The organism is Arsenicicoccus piscis, from assembly GCF_022568835.1.
Lineage (GTDB): Bacteria > Actinomycetota > Actinomycetes > Actinomycetales > Dermatophilaceae > Arsenicicoccus > Arsenicicoccus piscis.
This window is the reverse complement of record NZ_JAKZHV010000009.1, coordinates 25046-41356: the sequence shown is the minus strand read 5'-3', so window position 1 is coordinate 41356 and position 16311 is coordinate 25046. Positions and strand designations below refer to the sequence as shown.

15 protein-coding genes are annotated in these 16311 nt (G+C 71.4%); 11 read left to right on the top strand and 4 right to left on the bottom strand.

Features of this window, described 5'->3' with window-relative positions; all coding sequences use genetic code 11:
* From tal to pgl, 4 genes are all read left to right on the top strand, one after another.
* Positions 1–1119 carry a transaldolase gene (gene tal, locus MM440_RS14425; protein ID WP_241445399.1) on the top strand — a complete coding sequence of 373 codons (1119 nt, stop codon included), beginning with the start codon at positions 1–3 and terminating at the stop codon, positions 1117–1119.
* A 197-nt stretch (positions 1120–1316) separates the two neighbouring features.
* Positions 1317–2825, top strand: a complete 1509-nt coding sequence (zwf, locus tag MM440_RS14420; protein WP_241445397.1) for a glucose-6-phosphate dehydrogenase — start codon at positions 1317–1319, stop codon at positions 2823–2825.
* Complete coding sequence (locus tag MM440_RS14415; protein WP_241445129.1) at positions 2822–4255, top strand: glucose-6-phosphate dehydrogenase assembly protein OpcA; 1434 nt, start codon at positions 2822–2824, stop codon at positions 4253–4255. Before zwf ends, MM440_RS14415 begins: the two co-directional genes overlap by 4 nt.
* Before the next feature lie 5 nt (positions 4256–4260).
* Positions 4261–5031, top strand: coding sequence for a 6-phosphogluconolactonase (pgl, locus tag MM440_RS14410; RefSeq protein WP_241445128.1), 771 nt, complete (start codon positions 4261–4263; stop codon positions 5029–5031).
* A 35-nt stretch (positions 5032–5066) separates the two neighbouring features.
* On the opposite strand, the gene MM440_RS14405 is transcribed toward pgl, so the two are convergent.
* The 3 genes from MM440_RS14405 to hemE all read right to left on the bottom strand — a co-directional run bounded on the left by MM440_RS14405 (position 5067) and on the right by hemE (position 6766).
* Entirely contained in the window at positions 5067–5417 is a 351-nt protein-coding gene (locus MM440_RS14405; protein WP_241445127.1) for an RNA polymerase-binding protein RbpA, read from the bottom strand.
* A gap of 93 nt (positions 5418–5510) precedes the next feature.
* Positions 5511–5756 carry a preprotein translocase subunit SecG gene (gene secG / locus MM440_RS14400; protein ID WP_241445125.1) on the bottom strand — a complete coding sequence of 82 codons (246 nt, stop codon included), beginning with the start codon at positions 5754–5756 and terminating at the stop codon, positions 5511–5513.
* A gap of 56 nt (positions 5757–5812) precedes the next feature.
* Positions 5813–6766: a uroporphyrinogen decarboxylase gene (gene hemE, locus MM440_RS14395; RefSeq protein ID WP_420914176.1), complete on the bottom strand. Its 954-nt coding sequence runs from the start codon at positions 6764–6766 to the stop codon at positions 5813–5815.
* A gap of 164 nt (positions 6767–6930) precedes the next feature.
* Here hemE and MM440_RS14390 point away from each other — a divergent pair, with 164 nt between their 5' ends.
* The 7 genes from MM440_RS14390 (at position 6931) to MM440_RS14360 (ending at position 15005) form a co-directional block, all read left to right on the top strand.
* Positions 6931–7554 (top strand): DUF3000 domain-containing protein, encoded by a 624-nt coding sequence (locus MM440_RS14390; protein ID WP_241445120.1) that lies wholly within the window; start codon positions 6931–6933, stop codon positions 7552–7554.
* 164 nt (positions 7555–7718) lie between these two features.
* Complete coding sequence (locus MM440_RS14385) at positions 7719–8279, top strand: response regulator transcription factor (protein ID WP_241445119.1); 561 nt, start codon at positions 7719–7721, stop codon at positions 8277–8279.
* A gap of 18 nt (positions 8280–8297) precedes the next feature.
* Positions 8298–9722, top strand: a complete 1425-nt coding sequence (locus MM440_RS14380; protein ID WP_241445118.1) for an HRDC domain-containing protein — start codon at positions 8298–8300, stop codon at positions 9720–9722.
* A gap of 61 nt (positions 9723–9783) precedes the next feature.
* Complete coding sequence (locus tag MM440_RS14375; RefSeq protein WP_241445116.1) at positions 9784–10995, top strand: thiolase family protein; 1212 nt, start codon at positions 9784–9786, stop codon at positions 10993–10995.
* Positions 10992–13127: a 3-hydroxyacyl-CoA dehydrogenase NAD-binding domain-containing protein gene (locus tag MM440_RS14370; RefSeq protein WP_241445114.1), complete on the top strand. Its 2136-nt coding sequence runs from the start codon at positions 10992–10994 to the stop codon at positions 13125–13127. The genes MM440_RS14375 and MM440_RS14370 overlap by 4 nt, the downstream gene beginning before the upstream one ends.
* A gap of 130 nt (positions 13128–13257) precedes the next feature.
* Entirely contained in the window at positions 13258–13416 is a 159-nt protein-coding gene (locus MM440_RS14365) for a hypothetical protein (protein WP_241445112.1), read from the top strand.
* A gap of 62 nt (positions 13417–13478) precedes the next feature.
* Positions 13479–15005, top strand: coding sequence for a helix-turn-helix domain-containing protein (locus MM440_RS14360; RefSeq protein WP_241445110.1), 1527 nt, complete (start codon positions 13479–13481; stop codon positions 15003–15005).
* A gap of 4 nt (positions 15006–15009) precedes the next feature.
* Here MM440_RS14360 and MM440_RS17085 read toward each other — a convergent pair whose 3' ends face one another.
* Complete coding sequence (locus MM440_RS17085; RefSeq protein ID WP_277626737.1) at positions 15010–16224, bottom strand: Fic family protein; 1215 nt, start codon at positions 16222–16224, stop codon at positions 15010–15012.
* Positions 16225–16311: the final 87 nt, after the last annotated feature.

Sequence of the window (16311 nt, the reverse complement as noted above, 5' to 3'; positions counted from 1 at the left end):
ATGGGTATCGAGAACGTCAAGGCCCTCGCCGACAACGGCGTCTCCGTCTGGCTGGACGACCTGTCGCGCGAGCGCATCGTCACCGGCAACCTGCAGGAGGTGATCGACACCAAGGGCATCGTCGGTGTCACCACCAACCCCACGATCTTCGCCTCGGCGATGTCCAAGGGTGAGACCTACACCGACCAGGTGAAGGAGCTCATCGCCGAGAACGCCGACGTGGAGGACGCGGTGTTCGCCCTCACCACGACCGACGTGCGGGAGGCCTGCGACATCATGCGGCCGATCTACGACCGGACCGGTGGCGTGGACGGGCGGGTGTCGATCGAGGTCGACCCGCGGCTCGCGCACGACACCGACCGGACCGTCGAGGTGGCCAAGGCGCTCTACGCCGCGGTCGACCGGCCCAACGTGATGATCAAGATCCCGGCGACCGAGGAGGGCCTGCCGGCCATCACCCGGGTGCTCGCCGAGGGCATCTCGGTCAACGTCACGCTGATCTTCGCCCTGGACCGCTACCGCGCGGTGATGAACGCCTTCCTCACCGGCCTGGAGCAGGCCCGCGAGGCCGGCAAGGACCTGTCGACGATCCACTCGGTCGCGTCCTTCTTCGTGTCCCGCGTGGACACCGAGATCGACAAGCGGCTGGACGCGCTCGACACCGAGGAGGCCACCGCGCTCAAGGGCAAGGCCGGCATCGCCAACGCCCGCCTCGCCTACCGGGCGTGGCAGGAGGTCTTCGGCACCCCGCGCTGGGCCAACCTCGCCGACGACGGTGCGCACGTGCAGCGACCGCTGTGGGCGTCGACCGGTGTCAAGGACCCGGCCTACAGCGACACGATGTATGTCGAAGAGCTGGTGGCGGCCCAGACGGTCAACACCATGCCCGAGAAGACCCTCGACGCGGTGCTCGACCACGGCCAGATCGCGGGTGACCAGGTCACCGGCCACTACGCCGACGCCGAGCAGGTGCTCGACTCCCTCGAGCGCCTCGGGATCTCCTACGTCGAGGTCGTCGAGCTGCTCGAGCGCGAGGGCGTCGAGAAGTTCGAGAAGTCCTGGGAGGAGCTGCTGGCCACCGTCCAGGGTGAGCTCAGCAAGAAGTCCTCGGACAGCTGACGACGCGCGCTGGTGGGGTGGCCCACGTCGGTCACCCCACCGGCCCGGTCCAGCCACTACGGTGGGCACCGATGCCGCTCCGTGAGATCACGTAGACCTCGAACAGAAGGGGAGCCAGGTCGTTGAGCCCTACCACGCCCAGCACCACCTCCAACACGTCCGCCAGCTCCACCGGGCGCGCCACGCGCCCGAACCCGCTGCGCGACCCCGAGGACAAGCGCCTCCCGGTCATCGCCGGGCCGTGCTGCATGGTGCTCTTCGGGGTCACCGGAGACCTCGCCCGCAAGAAGATCATGCCCGCGATCTACGACCTCGCGAACCGCGGGCTGCTGCCGCCGGGCTTCTCGCTGGTCGGGTTCGCCCGCCGCGACTGGGCCGACCAGGACTTCGGCAAGATCGTGCACGACGCGGTCAGCCAGTACGCCCGGACGCCGTTCCATGAGTCGGTGTGGGACAACCTGGCCGAGGGATTCCGTTTCGTGCCAGGCACGTTCGACGACGACGAGGCCTTCGACCTGCTGTCTGCGACGGTCGACCAGCTCCAGCGCGAGCGGGGCACCGGCGGCAACACCGCGTTCTACCTCTCCATCCCGCCGGGATTCTTCGGGCAGGTGTGCGAGCAGCTCGCGCGCAGCGGGCTCGCGACCCCGCGCGACGGCAGCTGGCGCCGCGTGGTCATCGAGAAGCCGTTCGGCCACGACCTGAAGTCCGCGCGCGAGCTGAACGCCATCGTCGAGGGCGTCTTCCCGCCCGACTCGGTCTTCCGGATCGACCACTACCTCGGCAAGGAGACGGTCCAGAACCTGCTGGCGCTGCGCTTCGCCAACCAGATGTTCGAGCCGATCTGGAACTCCAACTACATCGACCACGTGCAGATCACGATGGCCGAGGACATCGGCGTCGCCGGTCGCGCAGGCTACTACGACGGCATCGGCGCGGCGCGCGACGTCATCCAGAACCACCTGCTCCAGCTGCTCGCGCTCACCGCGATGGAGGAGCCCATCTCGTTCCAGGCCGAGCACCTGCGGGCCGAGAAGGAGAAGGTGCTCGCCTCGGTGCGCCTGCCGAAGGACCTCGCCAAGGCGACGGCCCGCGGCCAGTACGCCCCCGGGTGGCAGGGCAGCGAGAAGGTCATCGGCTTCCTCGACGAGGAGGGCATAAAGAAGGGGTCGACCACCGAGACCTTCGCCGCCCTCAAGATCGAGGTCGACACCAGGCGCTGGGCCGGCGTCCCGTTCTACCTGCGCACCGGCAAGCGGCTCGCCAAGCGGGTCACCGAGATCGCCGTGGTGTTCAAGCGGGCCCCGCACCTGCCGTTCACGGACACGGCCACCGAGGAGCTCGGCCAGAACGCCATCGTCATCCGGGTCCAGCCCGACGAGGGCATCACCTTGCGGTTCGGCTCCAAGGTCCCCGGCACCCAGATGGAGGTGCGCGACGTGACGATGGACTTCGGCTACGGCTCGTCGTTCACCGAGAAGTCGCCGGAGGCCTACGAGCGGCTCATCCTCGACGTCCTGCTCGGCGACTCACCGCTGTTCCCGCGGCACGAGGAGGTCGAGCTGAGCTGGCGGATCCTCGACCCGGTCGAGAAGTTCTGGTCGCGCCAGCACGCAAAGCTCGAGCAGTACCCGAGCGGCGGGTGGGGTCCGACGTGCTCTGACGAGATGATGGCCCGCGACGGCCGCGAGTGGAGGATGCCGTGATCGTAGACCTGCCCAAGACCTCCGTCTCCACCGTCGGCAGGCGGCTGATCCAGCTGCGCAACGACAGCGGGGCGATGGCCCTCAGCCGGGTGCTGACCCTGGTCATCGTGGTCAATGACAAGGACGCCGAGGAGGCCATCGCGTCGGCCAACGACGCCTCCCGGATGCACCCCTGCCGCATCATCGTGGTGGTGCCGGTCAACGGCCGCGGCGCGTCCCGACTGGACGCCCAGATCCGGGTCGGCGGTGACGCGGGCGCCTCCGAGGTGGTCGTGCTGCGCGTGTACGGCGAGCTCACCCACCACGGTGTTGCGCTGGTGCTGCCGCTGCTGCTCGCCGACTCCCCCATCGTCGGCTGGTGGCCGGGCGAGGCGCCGGCCGACCTCGGGGCCGACCCCATCGGCGCGCTGTGCCAGCGCCGGATCAACGACTCGGCCGCCGCCGCGAACCCGTTCCGCGAGCTGCAGCGCCGGGCCAAGAACTACCGCCCCGGCGACACCGACCTCGCCTGGTCGCGGATCACCCGGTGGCGCGCGGTGCTCGCGTCCGCGCTCGACCAGCCACCGTACGACAAGGTCACCGGCGGCGTCGTCGTCGGCGGGGTCGACTCCTCGGCCACCGACCTGATGGCGGCCTGGCTCACCCAGGCGCTCAAGGTGCCGTTCACCCGGGCTCGCACGCCTGCGGGCACGGGCCTGATCAGCGTCCGGCTCGAGCGCGCCTCCGGCACCTTGGACCTGGTCCGGCCGGACGGCCTGCTCGCCACCTTGACGCACCCGCTGATGCCGGTGCGCCGGGTCCCGCTCGCCCGCCGCAGCGATGCCGAGTGCCTCGCCGACGAGCTGTCCCGGCTCGACAACGACGACGTCTACGAGTCCACCCTCACCAAGGGCCTGGCCAAGGTCAGCAGCCGGCGCTCGGCCACGGCCAGCACCCTGGTGCGCGAGGGCAAGGCCCCGTCGGTCGAGGAGGCCCGCGCCCTGTCCCGCAAGGTGGCCCGTGAGTCGCGCCTGACCGGCGCCGACATGGTCACCGTCGAGGACGTCGACGTCGTGCCCTCCGCGTCGGCTCCCGCCGAGGACTCGATCGCCACCCGCGCCGTCGCGCAGAAGGCCGTCGCCCGCAAGGTCACCGGCGACGGCGGCAGCGACCAGGCCCGGCGTGCCGTCGACACGGCGCAGGCCGCGGGCGAGGCCGCTGGTGCGGGCGCCGAGCAGCACACCGCCACCGGGGCGGTGGCGTCCACGTCGGCGCCGGCCACGAGGTCGACCGCGAAGAAGACGACCGCGAGGAAGGCGACGACGAAGCAGGCGACGGCGACGAAGGCTCCGGCCACGAAGGCCACCGCGAAGAAGGCCGCCGCCACGACGTCCAAGGCCACCACCGCGAAGAAGACCACCGCGAAGAAGACCACCGCGAAGAAGGGCTGATCGCCATGACCGGACAGATCATCGTCCACCCGAGCAAGGAGTCGCTCGCCGCGGCCTCGGCCGCCCGGCTGATCACCACGGTCATCGACGCCCAGGCGGAGCGCGGCGAGGCGCACGTCGTGCTCACCGGCGGCTCGATGGGGTCGGCGATCCTCGAGGCGCTGGTGGCGACGCCGGCGGCCGAGGCGATCGCCTGGGAGCTGGTGCACCTGTGGTGGGGCGACGAGCGCTTCCTGCCCGAGAACGACGCCGACCGCAACGCCACCCAGGCGTTCCAGGCGGGGCTCGCGCAGCTGAAGCGCCTCGGCCTGGACGACTCCACCATCCACCAGATGGCGGCGAGCGACGGACCCGACGGCGACGACATCGAGGCGGCCGCCCAGCGCTACGCGAGGGCCCTCGCCGACGAGGCCGCCGAGGGGTCTACGGTGCCGGCGTTCGACGTGCTCATGCTGGGGGTCGGGCCGGACGCGCACGTCGCGTCGCTCTTCCCCGGCAAGGACACCCTCGCGCTCACCGACGTGATGACCGCGGCCGAGCTCGACTCGCCGAAGCCGCCGCCGCAGCGGATCACGTTGACCTACCCCGCGATCAACGCGGCCCGGCAGGTGTGGTTCCTCGTCTCCGGCGAGGACAAGGCCGCGGCCGTGGCCGCCGCGACCGGCGGCGCCTCGGTCAGCGAGGCCCCAGCCGCCGGCGCACACGGCACCGAGGCGACGTTGTGGCTGATCGACGAGTCGGCGGCCGTCGGGCTGCCGCGCGGCGACGACGACTGATCACCAGCGCAGCAGCCGGCTGATCGGTCGGCTGCTCAGCTGATGATGCCGCGCTCGCGCAGGGCGTCCAGCGCCTCCTGCAAAAGCGCCTCGCCGTCGGCGTCGGAGCGGCGCTCCTTCACGTAGGCCAGGTGCGTCTTGTAGGGCTCGACCCGCGGCGCCTGCGGCGGGTTGTCCGGGTCCGGCCCGGCGGGCAGGCCGCAGCGCGGGCAGTCCCACACCTTAGGGATGGTGAGCCCCGGCTCCTGCGCGAAGCTCGGGCTGGTCGAGTGACCGTTGCTGCAGAAGTACTGCACGACGAGCCGCGGTGCAGCGTCCCCGCGCTCGGTCTCCCCCATCGGTCCGGCGCCGACCCGGCTGCCGCGAATGGCGTTCCCGCCGACCATGTGTGCTCCTACCTTCGGACCCGTGCTGGATCCGCTAGTGGCTCGCGGGCTCGGCCCGCGAGGTGCCTGGTGTGCGCTGAGCGGGTGCTGGGCTCAGCTGGTGAATCGGGTGATCAGACCCAGCGCCACCACGACGGCGAACCAGACCGACGCGACGGCGATGGTGAAGCGATCGAGGTTGCGCTCGGCGACCGAGGAGCTGCCGACCGAGCCGGACATGCCACCACCGAACATGTCGGAGACGCCGCCGCCTTTGCCCTTGTGCAGCAGGATCAGCAGGGTCAGGAAGAGGCTGCTCAGGACGAGCAGCACCTTCAGGGCGATGATCAGGATCGACATGGTGGCCTTCGTGCTGGGGTCTCGTCGGCCCGGAGACCGACACGATCACAGCCAGTCTACGTGTCCAGGGACCGGACCAGCTCCACGACGCGGGTGAGGACGTCCGGGTCGGTGCTCGGGAGCACGCCGTGGCCGAGGTTGAAGATGTGCCCTGGCGCGGTCCGCCCCTCCGTGACGATCCGGCGGACCTCCCGCTCGACGACCTCCCACGGCGCGAACAGCAGGGCGGGGTCGAGGTTGCCCTGCACGGCGTAGCGCGGGCCGAGCCGCCGGGTGGCCTCGGTCAGGCTGAGCCGGTAGTCCACCCCCACGACGTCCGCCCCCGCATCGCCCATCGCGCGCAGCAGCTCCGCGGTGCCGACCCCGAAGTGGATCGTCGGCACCTGCTCGCGCACCATCGCGAGGGCGACCGCCGAGTGCTCCTGCACCTGCGCCTGGTAGGTCGACAGCGGCAGCGCCCCCACCCAGGAGTCGAACAGCTGGACGGCCGACGCGCCTGCCTCCACCTGGACCTGCAGGAACGCACCGGAGATCTGCGCGAGCCGGGCACACAGGTCGTGCCACAGCTGCGGGTCGCCGTACATCAGCGCCTTCGTGTGCTCGTGGTGGCGCGACGGGCCGCCCTCGACGAGGTAGGACGCGAGCGTGAACGGCGCACCGGCGAAGCCGATCAGCGGGGTGTCGCCGAGCGCGGCCACCAGCTGGCGCACGGCCTCGGTGATGTAGGGGACGGCGTCCGGGGTCAGCTCCGGCAGCCGGTTCAGGTCCGCGCGGGTGCGGAACGGCTCGGCGACGACGGGACCGACCCCGGCCACGAGCTCTACGTCGATCCCGACGGCGGCGAGCGGGACGACGATGTCGCTGAAGAAGATGGCGGCGTCGACGTGGTGGCGACGCACCGGCTGCAAGGTGATCTCGGTGACCAGGTCCGGCGTGCGGCAGGCCTCGAGCATGCCGGTGCCGGCGCGGATCTCGCGGTACTCCGGGAGCGAGCGGCCGGCTTGGCGCATGAACCACACCGGCGGGCGCGACGTCGGTTCGCGGCGGGCGGCCTGCACGAGCAGGCTGGGCTGGGTCTCGCGGTGAACGGTCACGGTCGTAGATCCTCGCACACGCCCGCGGCAGCCCGGCGGGTCGCAGCGGTCCGGCCTGCGGGAAACCTTAGTCTCGCCTGGTGGCTGACCGACGACTGCTCGCCGAGAGCGCAACGACCTTCGACGCAGTGCTTGCCCGCCTGCGGGAGGTGCGTCCGCGCCCGGAGATCCGGCTCGAGGAGGTGCCGGCTCCCGCTCGGCTCGCGCCGCACTCGGTGGCCCTCGCCGCCGAGGTGCACGCCGACCGCCAGCTGGGCGGCTCGGGAGGCGGTGCCGGTGGCGCGGACGACGGCGACGACGAGGTGGGCGCGGGACGGTTCGTGCTGCTCTACGACCCGGCGTGCCCGGAGCCCTGGGGCGGCGCGTGGCGGGTGGTGAGCTTCGCCCGTGCGCAGCTGGAGCCGGAGCTGTCGACCGACCCGGCGCTCGGCGGGGTCGGCTGGAGCTGGCTGCAGGACGCGCTGGACGTCGCGGGGGCGGACTACGTGGCCGCCGCAGGCACGGTGACGCGCGTGGTGAGCGAGCGGTTCGGGGGGCTGCGGGGCGAGCCCGACACCGTGGAGATGGAGATCCGCGCCTCGTGGACCCCGACGAACGACGCGATCGAGACCCATCTGGAGGCCTGGCTCGAGGTGCTCGCCACCCTGTCGGGCCTGTCACCGGTGCCGGAAGGCGTCGCAATCCTGCCAAAACGACGCGCCTGAACCCGCCATCACCACGCACCGTAACCAATTCGCGGATTTCTCACCCGTCTGGCAGTTGCCGTGGCCTAGAGTGCTGTGGGGGGGACCAAGTCCTCGCCGCAGGTCAGGGGGTCTGCGGGTGACGATCTGAAGGGTGACGGCGCGTGTTGACGAACAAATCACGCATGTCCCGACCGCAACTGGTGAGTGCTTTGGTGATCTCGCCCGGCCCGCACACCGGAGCCATGGTCCGGCGCGCCCTCGGACGGATCACGGAGGGCAACATCATCGAGGCCCCGACGATCGAGAAGGCTCGCATCGTCGCCCGCGAGGTGCCGCCCGGCGAGTTCGCGATCTCCGACCTCACCCTCCCCGACGGCTCGGGCATCCCCCTCGTCCACCAGCTGCGCACCATGGGCTGGCGCCGCACCATCGTCCTCGCGGACTCCGAGGACCCGATCTACGTGCGCGGTGCCTTGAAGGCCGGCGTGCGCGCCTACATCCGCCTCGGCGGCCAGAGTGCCCCGGGCACCCACCGCGGCGGGGGCAACGACCAGTTCTCCCAGCGCGAGATCGAGGTCCTGCAGCTGGTGTCGCAAGGCAAGACCAACAAGGAGGTCGGCGCCTCCCTCGGGTTGTCGGCCCTCACCGTGAAGTCCCACCTCGCCCGGATCGCCCGCAAGCTGGGCACGGGCGACCGCGCAGCGATGACCTACACGGCGCTGCGACGCGGCCTGATCAGCTGAGCCGACTAGTTTGGACCCGTGACCACTGCTGATCCGGAGCACCCCCAGACCGCCGACGCGCCCGAGCTCCCGCTGCTGGAGCGGCCGAGCGAGCCCCTGCGCGACGTCGTCGAGGACGAGCGCCGCCTGCGCGAGGCCGTCGCGTCGATCGCCGCCGGCACCGGGCCGCTCGCCATCGACGCCGAGCGCGCGTCGGGCTACCGCTACGGCCAGACGGCCTACCTCGTCCAGCTCCGTCGCGCCGGCGCGGGCACCTGGCTGATCGACCCCAGCGCGTGCCCCGACCTCAGCGAGCTGCAGGCGGCGACCGCCGACGTCGAGTGGGTCCTGCACGCGGCCACCCAGGACCTGCCGTGCCTGCGCGAGCTGGGGCTGCACCCCTCCCAGCTGTTCGACACCGAGCTGGCCGCCCGGCTCGTCGGACTCCCCCGCGTCGGGCTCGCCGCCGCCGTCGAGCACTACCTCGGGGTGACCTTGGCCAAGGAGCACTCGGCGGTCGACTGGTCCACCCGACCGCTGCCGGAGCCGTGGCTGGTCTACGCCGCCCTCGACGTGGAGATCCTGGTCGAGCTGCGCGACGAGCTGGAGGCCGACCTCGACCGCCAGGGCAAGCTCGAGTGGGCGCGGGAGGAGTTCGCCGCGCTCACCTCCTTCACCGGGCCGCCGCCGCGGGTCGACCCCTGGCGGCGCACCTCGGGCCTGCACCGCATCCGCAGCCGCCGCGGCCTGGCCGTGGTCCGCGAGCTGTGGCTCGAGCGCGACGCCCTCGCCCAGCAGCGCGACACCTCCCCCGGGCGGGTGCTGCCCGACTCGGTCATCGTCGAGGTGGCCCAGCAGGTCGCCCCCGCCCCGACGCGTGGGCGGCCCGGTGCGGGACGTGGTGGTGCTGGTGAGGCTGGGGCTGCCGGGGCTGGGGCTGGGGCCGGGTCGGGTGGCGCCGCGGGGTCTACCGGAGGCGCTGGCTCACGCCGCTCCGGAGCACCCTCGGCGTTCGGCAACCGGGCCTACCGTCGCAACGAGCGCCGCTGGGAGGCCGCCGTCGAGCGCGCCATGCTGCTGCCCGAGGACCACCTGCCGCCTCAGACGCTGCCCACCGATGGGCCGCCCCCGCCGCGCGCCTGGGCCGACAAGGACCCGGTCGCCGCCGCTTGGCTGACCGCGGCCCGCGATGCGCTCGCCGTCCGCGGCGCCGACCTCGCGGTGCCGGTCGAGAACCTCCTGTCCCCCGACCTGGTGCGCCGCACCCTGTGGTCGCCACCTTCCCCGCTCACCGTCGACACCCTCGCCGACGCCTTGCGCGCGGGCGGCGCCCGGCCCTGGCAGGTCGAGCAGGTCGCCCCGCTGCTCGCCACCACCCACCCGAGCACCCTGCACCGCCTCGACGACGACGATGACGTCGACGCGGACGGCCGATGTGATCAGGGACGCGCGAGCGATGGCTGACAGGGTTGTTACCGACCAGTAATATGACGGGGACCGACAACACTCCAACGAGGGAGATCCTGTGCCTCGCACCCTGCATGAGGTCGTCTTCGTCGACGGTGTCCGCACACCGTTCGGCAAGGCCGGAGACAAGGGCATGTATGCCCAGACCCGCGCCGACGACCTGGTCATCGCCTGCATCCGAGAGCTGCTGCGCCGCAACCCCGACCTTCCGCCCGAGCGGATCGGTGAGGTGGCCGTCGCCGCCACGACCCAGATCGGTGACCAGGGGCTGACCCTCGGGCGGCTCGCGTCGCTACTGTCCGGCATCCCCAACACCACCCCCGGCTACTCCATCGACCGGATGTGCGCCGGCGCGCTGACGGCGGTGACGACCGCGGCCGGCTCGATCGCCTTCGGCGCCATCGACGTCGCCATCGCCGGTGGCGTCGAGCACATGGGTCGCCACCCCATGGGCGAGGGCACCGACCCCAACCCGCGCATCATCGCCGAGAAGCTGGTCGACCCGTCCGCCCTGGTCATGGGGTCCACCGCAGAGAACCTGCACGACCGCTACCCGACCCTCACCAAGGAGCGCAGCGACCGGTTCGCCGTCGCGTCCCAGCGCAAGCTGGCGCAGGCCTACGAGCGCGGTGACGTCCAGCCCGACCTGGTGCCCGTCGCGACCCGCAACGCCGAGAAGGGGTGGGGTCTCGCGACCGTCGACGAGCCGCCGCGCCCCGGGGTGACGATGGACGACCTCGCCACCTTGCGCACGCCGTTCCGCCCGCACGGCCGGGTCACCGCCGGCAACAGCGCCGGTCTCAACGACGGCGCCACCGCGTGCCTGCTGGCCTCGCAGGAGGCGGCCACCGAGCTCGGCCTGCCGGTCAAGATGCGCCTGGTCAACTTCGCGTTCGTGGGCGTCGAGCCCGAGGTCATGGGCTACGGCCCGGTGCCTGCCGCCGAGAAGGCGCTCGCCCAGGCAGGCCTGACGATCGACGACATCGGGATCTTCGAGCTCAACGAGGCGTTCGCCGTGCAGGTGCTCTCCTTCCTCGAGCACTTCGGCATCCCCGACGACGACCCCCGCGTCAACCCCTATGGCGGCGCCATCGCCATCGGCCACCCGCTCGCCTCCTCCGGCGTGCGACTGATGACCCAGCTGGCCCGCGAGTTCGAGCAGCAGCCCGACGTGCGCTACGGCATGACCGCGATGTGCATCGGCATCGGCATGGGCGCGGCCGTGATCTGGGAGAACCCCCACCACAAGGACTACGAGGAGTCGAAGTGACCGCCACCCCGGACACCGCGCAGGACTTCACGGCGCTGTTCCCCGACGAGGTCGTCACCCAGACGCTCGTCCAGGACGTCGCGCTGCCGCAGGGACAGGGCACCATGGCCCTGATCACCCTCGACAACGGCTTCGACCACACCAAGCCCAACACCTTCGGGCCGCAGACGCTCACCGCGCTCGGCGAGGTCGTCGACGGGCTGCGCCAGCGGGCCGAGGCGGGCGAGATCACCGCGGTCGGCATCACCGGCAAGCCGTTCATCTTCGCCGTCGGTGCCGACCTCAAGGGCGTCGGCGCCGTGCGCTCGCACGAGCAGGCCAAGGCCATCAGTCACCTTGGGCACCAGGTGTTCTCGTCGATCTCGGACCTGCCGGTGCCGAGCTTCGCGTTCGTCAACGGCGCGGCGATGGGCGGTGGCGTGGAGATCGGGCTCGCCTGCACCTACCGCACCATCTCGTCGTCGGTGCCGGCCATCGCGCTGCCCGAGTGCTTCCTCGGGCTGGTGCCCGGCTGGGGCGGGTGCTGGCTGCTGCCGAACCTCGTCGGCGTGCAGAAGGCCGTCAAGGTCATCATCGAGAACCCGCTCGCCCAGAACACCATGCTCAAGGGCCCGCAGGCGTTCGAGCTCGGCATGTACGACGCGATGTTCGACGGGGCCGACTTCCTCGTCGAGTCGATCCGCTGGGCCGCGTCCGTCCTCGCCGGTGAGACCACCGTCGAGCGCACTCCCGTAGACCGTGACGAGCAGTCCTGGGACGGCGTCCTCGCCATGGCCAAGAAGGGCGTCGACATGCGCACGGGCGGCTACGCGCCCGCGCCCTACCGCGCCATCGAGCTGCTGCGCGCGGCCCGCACGGTGTCCCGCGACGAGGGCTTCGCCGCCGAGGACGACGCGCTCGCCGACCTGATGATGGGCGACGAGCTGCGCGCGGGGCTCTACGCGTTCGACCTCGTGCAGCGCCGCGCCAAGCGGCCGGCCGGCGAGCCCGACAAGGCCCTCGCCCGCCCGGTCACCAAGGTCGGCATCGTCGGCGCCGGCCTGATGGCGAGCCAGCTGGCGCTGCTCTTCCTGCGCCGCCTCGAGTGCCCGGTCGTCATGACCGACCTCGACCAGGGCCGGGTCGACAAGGGGGTGGGCTACGTCCACGCCGAGATCGACAAGCTCGTCGCCAAGGGCCGGCTGCGCCAGGACAAGGCCAACCGCTACAAGGCGATGATGACCGGCTCGACGAGCAAGGAGCAGATGGCCGACGCCGAGTTCGTCATCGAGGCCGTCTTCGAGGAGCTCGACGTCAAGAAGAAGGTGTTCGCCGAGGTCGAGGCCGTCGTCGGCCCCGAGTGCGTGCTCGCCACCAACACGTCGTCGCTGTCCATCACCGACATGGCGGCCGACCTGGAGCACCCCGAGCGGGTCGTCGGTTTCCACTTCTTCAACCCGGTCGCGGTCATGCCGCTGCTCGAGATCATCAAGGGCGACAAGACCGACGACGCTACTCTCGCAACGGCATTCGCGGTCGGCAAGAAGCTCGGCAAGACGCGGGTCCTGGTCAAGGACTCCCCCAGCTTCATCGTCAACCGACTGCTCGGTCGCTTCATGTCCGACATGGCGCGGATCGTCGACGCGGGCACCCCCGTGCCGGTCGCCGACCAGGGCTTCGCGGGCGTGGCGCCCATGCCGCCGTTCGTGCTGATGGCGCTCGTCGGCCCGGCGATCGCGCTGCACAACAACGAGACCCTGGCGCGGGCGTTCCCCGACCGGTTCTACGTCTCCGAGAACCTGCGCAAGGTCGTCGAGGCCGGCAAGCCCGGGTTCTACACCTTCGACGAGCGGGGCCGTCAGCTGGTCGACCCGGAGGTCGAGGCGCTCTTCGAGACCCCGGAGAACCCCGAGGTGCTCACCCCCGAGCAGGTCCGCGAGAAGGTCCTCTCCGGGCTCGCCGAGGAGGCCGCCCTGATGCTGCGCGAGGGTGTGGTCGCGGCGCCGATGGACCTCGACCTGGCCATGATCACCGGCGCCGGCTTCCAGTTCTGGAACGGCGGGCTGACGCCGCTGCTCGACCGCTCCGGCGTCTCCGAGAAGGTCACCGGCTCGCGGTTCCTGCCCGAGGGGGTCGCCAGCGTCCCGCGCTGACCCGACCGATCAGCAGCGAGCCCACCGCTGGCTCAGCGCAGTCCATCGCGCTGAGCCAGCAGGTGCTGGCCGAGCCAGCGGGTACTGACGGACCCTCCCACCGCGCGGGGTGCCGGTCTACGGTGGAGGGATGAGCACCGCAGCGATGAGCACCAGGGAGCAGGTCCGGGAGTTCCTGACCGGCCGTCGCGCCCGGCTCAGCCTGGCCGACGTGGGGCTGCCCGACTACCTGGGCGGCCACCGAGGACCGCGAGAAGCACGCCCGGATCAGCGCCGGGCAGGCCACTGAGTGACACGCCGCCACGGGCGCAGGCACATCGATATATCTCATATGTGAGTTATCCTGGTCCTATGAGTGATGGATACCTGCTGCGCATCGGAACCCTCATCCGCGACGCCCGCCGGCACCAGGGGCAGACCCAGTCCGAGCTGGCCGAGGCGCTCGGCACCAGTCAGAGCGCGGTGGCGCGGATCGAGCAGGGCAAGCAGAACCTCAGCCTCGACATGCTCGCCCGGATCGGCGAGGCGCTGGACAGCGAGTTCGTCTCGCTCGGCCACTCCGGCCCCCAGCACCTGCGGGTCGAGGGCGGCCGCAAGCTCTCCGGTGCCATCGACGTCAAGACCTCCAAGAACGCCGCCGTCGCGCTGCTGTGCGCGGCCCTGCTGAACCGCGGGAAGACCACCCTGCGCAACCTCGCGCGCATCGAGGAGGTCAACCGCATCCTCGAGGTCCTCGCCTCGATCGGCGTCAAGACCCGCTGGCTGCCCGACTCGTCCGACCTCGAGATCGTGATGCCCGACAAGGTCGAGCTGACCGCCATGGACGAGGCCGCCGCCCGCCGCACCCGCACGGTCATCATGTTCCTCGGGCCGCTGCTGCACGAGTTCGACGACTTCCAGCTGCCGTATGCCGGGGGCTGCGACCTCGGCTCGCGCACCATCGAGCCGCACCTGTCGGCGCTGCGCCACTTCGGCCTGCACGTCGAGGCGACCCAGGGGTTCTACCACGCGACCGTGGGTGAGGACACGCCCACCCGCGCCATCGTCCTGACCGAGCGCGGCGACACCGTGACCGAGAACGTCCTGATGGCCGCGGCGCGCTGGGAGGGCGAGACGGTCATCCGCAACGCCTCCTCCAACTACATGGTGCAGGACCTCTGCTTCTTCCTGCAGCGGCTCGGCGTCGAGGTCGACGGCATCGGCACCACCACGCTGACCGTGCGCGGCAAGGCCGAGATCGATGTCGACGTGGAGTACTCCCCCTCCGAGGACCCGATCGAGGCCATGTCGCTGCTCGCGGCCGCCGTCGTCACCCAGTCCGAGATCACCATCCGCCGGGTGCCGATCGAGTTCATGGAGATCGAGCTGGCGACGCTCGAGCAGATGGGAATGATCTACGACCTCAGCGACGAGTACGTCTCGGCCAACGGCCAGACCCGCCTGGTCGACCTGACCTACCGGCCAGGCCCGCTCAAGGCGCCGACCGACAAGATCCACCCGCTGCCCTTCCCCGGTCTCAACATCGACAACCTGCCCTTCTTCGCGCTCATCGCCGCGACGGCCGAGGGCACGACGATGATCCACGACTGGGTCTACGAGAACCGCGCGATCTACCTCACCGAGCTGACCAAGGTCGGCGGCCGCGTGCAGCTGCTCGACCCGCACCGCGTGATGATCGAGGGTCCGACCCGGTGGCGCGCCGCCGAGGTGATGTGCCCGCCGGCGCTGCGCCCCGGCGTCGTCGTGCTGCTCGCGATGCTCGCTGCGCCGGGCACCTCGGTGCTGCGCAACGTCTACGTCATCAACCGCGGCTACGAGGACCTCGCCGACCGGCTCAACGCGCTGGGCGCGTCGATCACGACGTTCCGCGACATCTGAGCGGTCAGCGTCCGCGCCGCCCGGCGCGCGCGGCGTAAGCATCGAGCACGTCGAGCACGTCCTGCGCGCGCCAGGTGCGGTTGCGGGACACGTAGTCCTGGTGGGACGTCAGGATCCCTCGTGAGACGAGGACGTCGATGTGGCGGTGCTCGTTGTTGTCGATCCCGAGCAGCCGGCGCGCCATGGGGGCCGAGATCACCGGCTGGCGCACCAGCTCGTCGGCGAGCCGCCGGGCTGCCGAGTCCGAGCGCACGCCGGCGAGCCGGTCGTCCCACCCGGCGCGGACGTCGTGCAGGTCGCGGACCAGTCGGCGACCGTTGTCGACCCCGATCAGCGCCGCCCGGCTGACGCACGACACGATCGGATCGAGGTCGCCCGCGCGGTAGGCCGTGAGGGCGTCGAAGTAGCCGCGCGTGCTCGTGAGCAGCCCCGAGCTGACCGGGACCGACACCTGCCGCGTCAGCTCCTTGGAGCGCAGCATGGCCTGCAGCAGGGCGCGTCCGGTGCGCCCGTTGCCGTCTGCGAACGGGTGGATCGTCTCGAACTGGGCGTGCGCCACGGCCACCTGCGGCAGCACGGCGATGTCGTCGCGTCGGGCGAAGCGCACCAGGTCGTCGATCGCCCCCGGCACGCGACCGGCCACCGGTGGCACGAAGTCTGCGTCGTGCGGCGACCCCGCGCCGAGCGCCACCCTGCCACCGACCCACACCTGGTCAGCCCTCCAGCGGCCCGCGATGTCAGGATCGGAGCCACGCATCAGGACATCGTGCATCGCCAGGATCGCCTCGGCGTCGAGGCGATCGGCGAGCCCCAGCGCCGCCGACATGGCGTGGACGTTGGCCACGATCTGCTCGGCGTGGGCGCTACCGCGGCCGTAGACCTCGGCCTCGGCGATCTTGCGCGCCGAGGCCGACAGCTGCTCGATCTGGGAGCTGGCCGCCGACTCGGTGCGCAGCAGGACCGCGGCGTAGGGAGCGACGTCACGGCCCACCTCGGCGTCGAACACTCGCACCGCGGCGGCCGCCTCCTCGGCCTCGGCCGCCACCGGGCCGGAGGGTCGGACCTCCAGCTGCCCGATCGACGGCGGCACCGCCGCCTGGTAGGGCGTGCCGACCCGGGCGCGATCACGACGAGTCATGCCCGAGACCGGGTGCACGTCCCACGCCACGGCCTCGTAGGTCAGGCCGGGCCAGTCGCTGTCACGTCGACCGAGTGTCATGGCGGCACGTTAGCATCACTTAGAGGGTCAAGTGATGCCAACGAGGGGTCGTGGGCTCATCTGAAGGGTTCGGTGCCGGGCTGCCGG

Excerpts from the sequence above, each read along its gene's own strand:
- tal (WP_241445399.1), top strand. The coding sequence starts at position 1 with ATGGGTATCGAGAACGTCAAGGCCCTCGCCGACAACGGCGTCTCCGTC.
- pgl (WP_241445128.1), top strand. The coding sequence starts at position 4,261 with ATGACCGGACAGATCATCGTCCACCCGAGCAAGGAGTCGCTCGCCGCG.
- MM440_RS14405 (WP_241445127.1), bottom strand. The coding sequence starts at position 5,417 with ATGGTCGGCGGGAACGCCATTCGCGGCAGCCGGGTCGGCGCCGGACCG.
- secG (WP_241445125.1), bottom strand. The coding sequence starts at position 5,756 with ATGTCGATCCTGATCATCGCCCTGAAGGTGCTGCTCGTCCTGAGCAGC.
- hemE (WP_420914176.1), bottom strand. The coding sequence starts at position 6,766 with ATGCGCCAAGCCGGCCGCTCGCTCCCGGAGTACCGCGAGATCCGCGCC.
- MM440_RS14385 (WP_241445119.1), top strand. The coding sequence starts at position 7,719 with ATGTCCCGACCGCAACTGGTGAGTGCTTTGGTGATCTCGCCCGGCCCG.
- MM440_RS14365 (WP_241445112.1), top strand. The coding sequence starts at position 13,258 with ATGAGCACCGCAGCGATGAGCACCAGGGAGCAGGTCCGGGAGTTCCTG.
- MM440_RS14360 (WP_241445110.1), top strand. The coding sequence starts at position 13,479 with ATGAGTGATGGATACCTGCTGCGCATCGGAACCCTCATCCGCGACGCC.
- MM440_RS17085 (WP_277626737.1), bottom strand. The coding sequence starts at position 16,224 with ATGACACTCGGTCGACGTGACAGCGACTGGCCCGGCCTGACCTACGAG.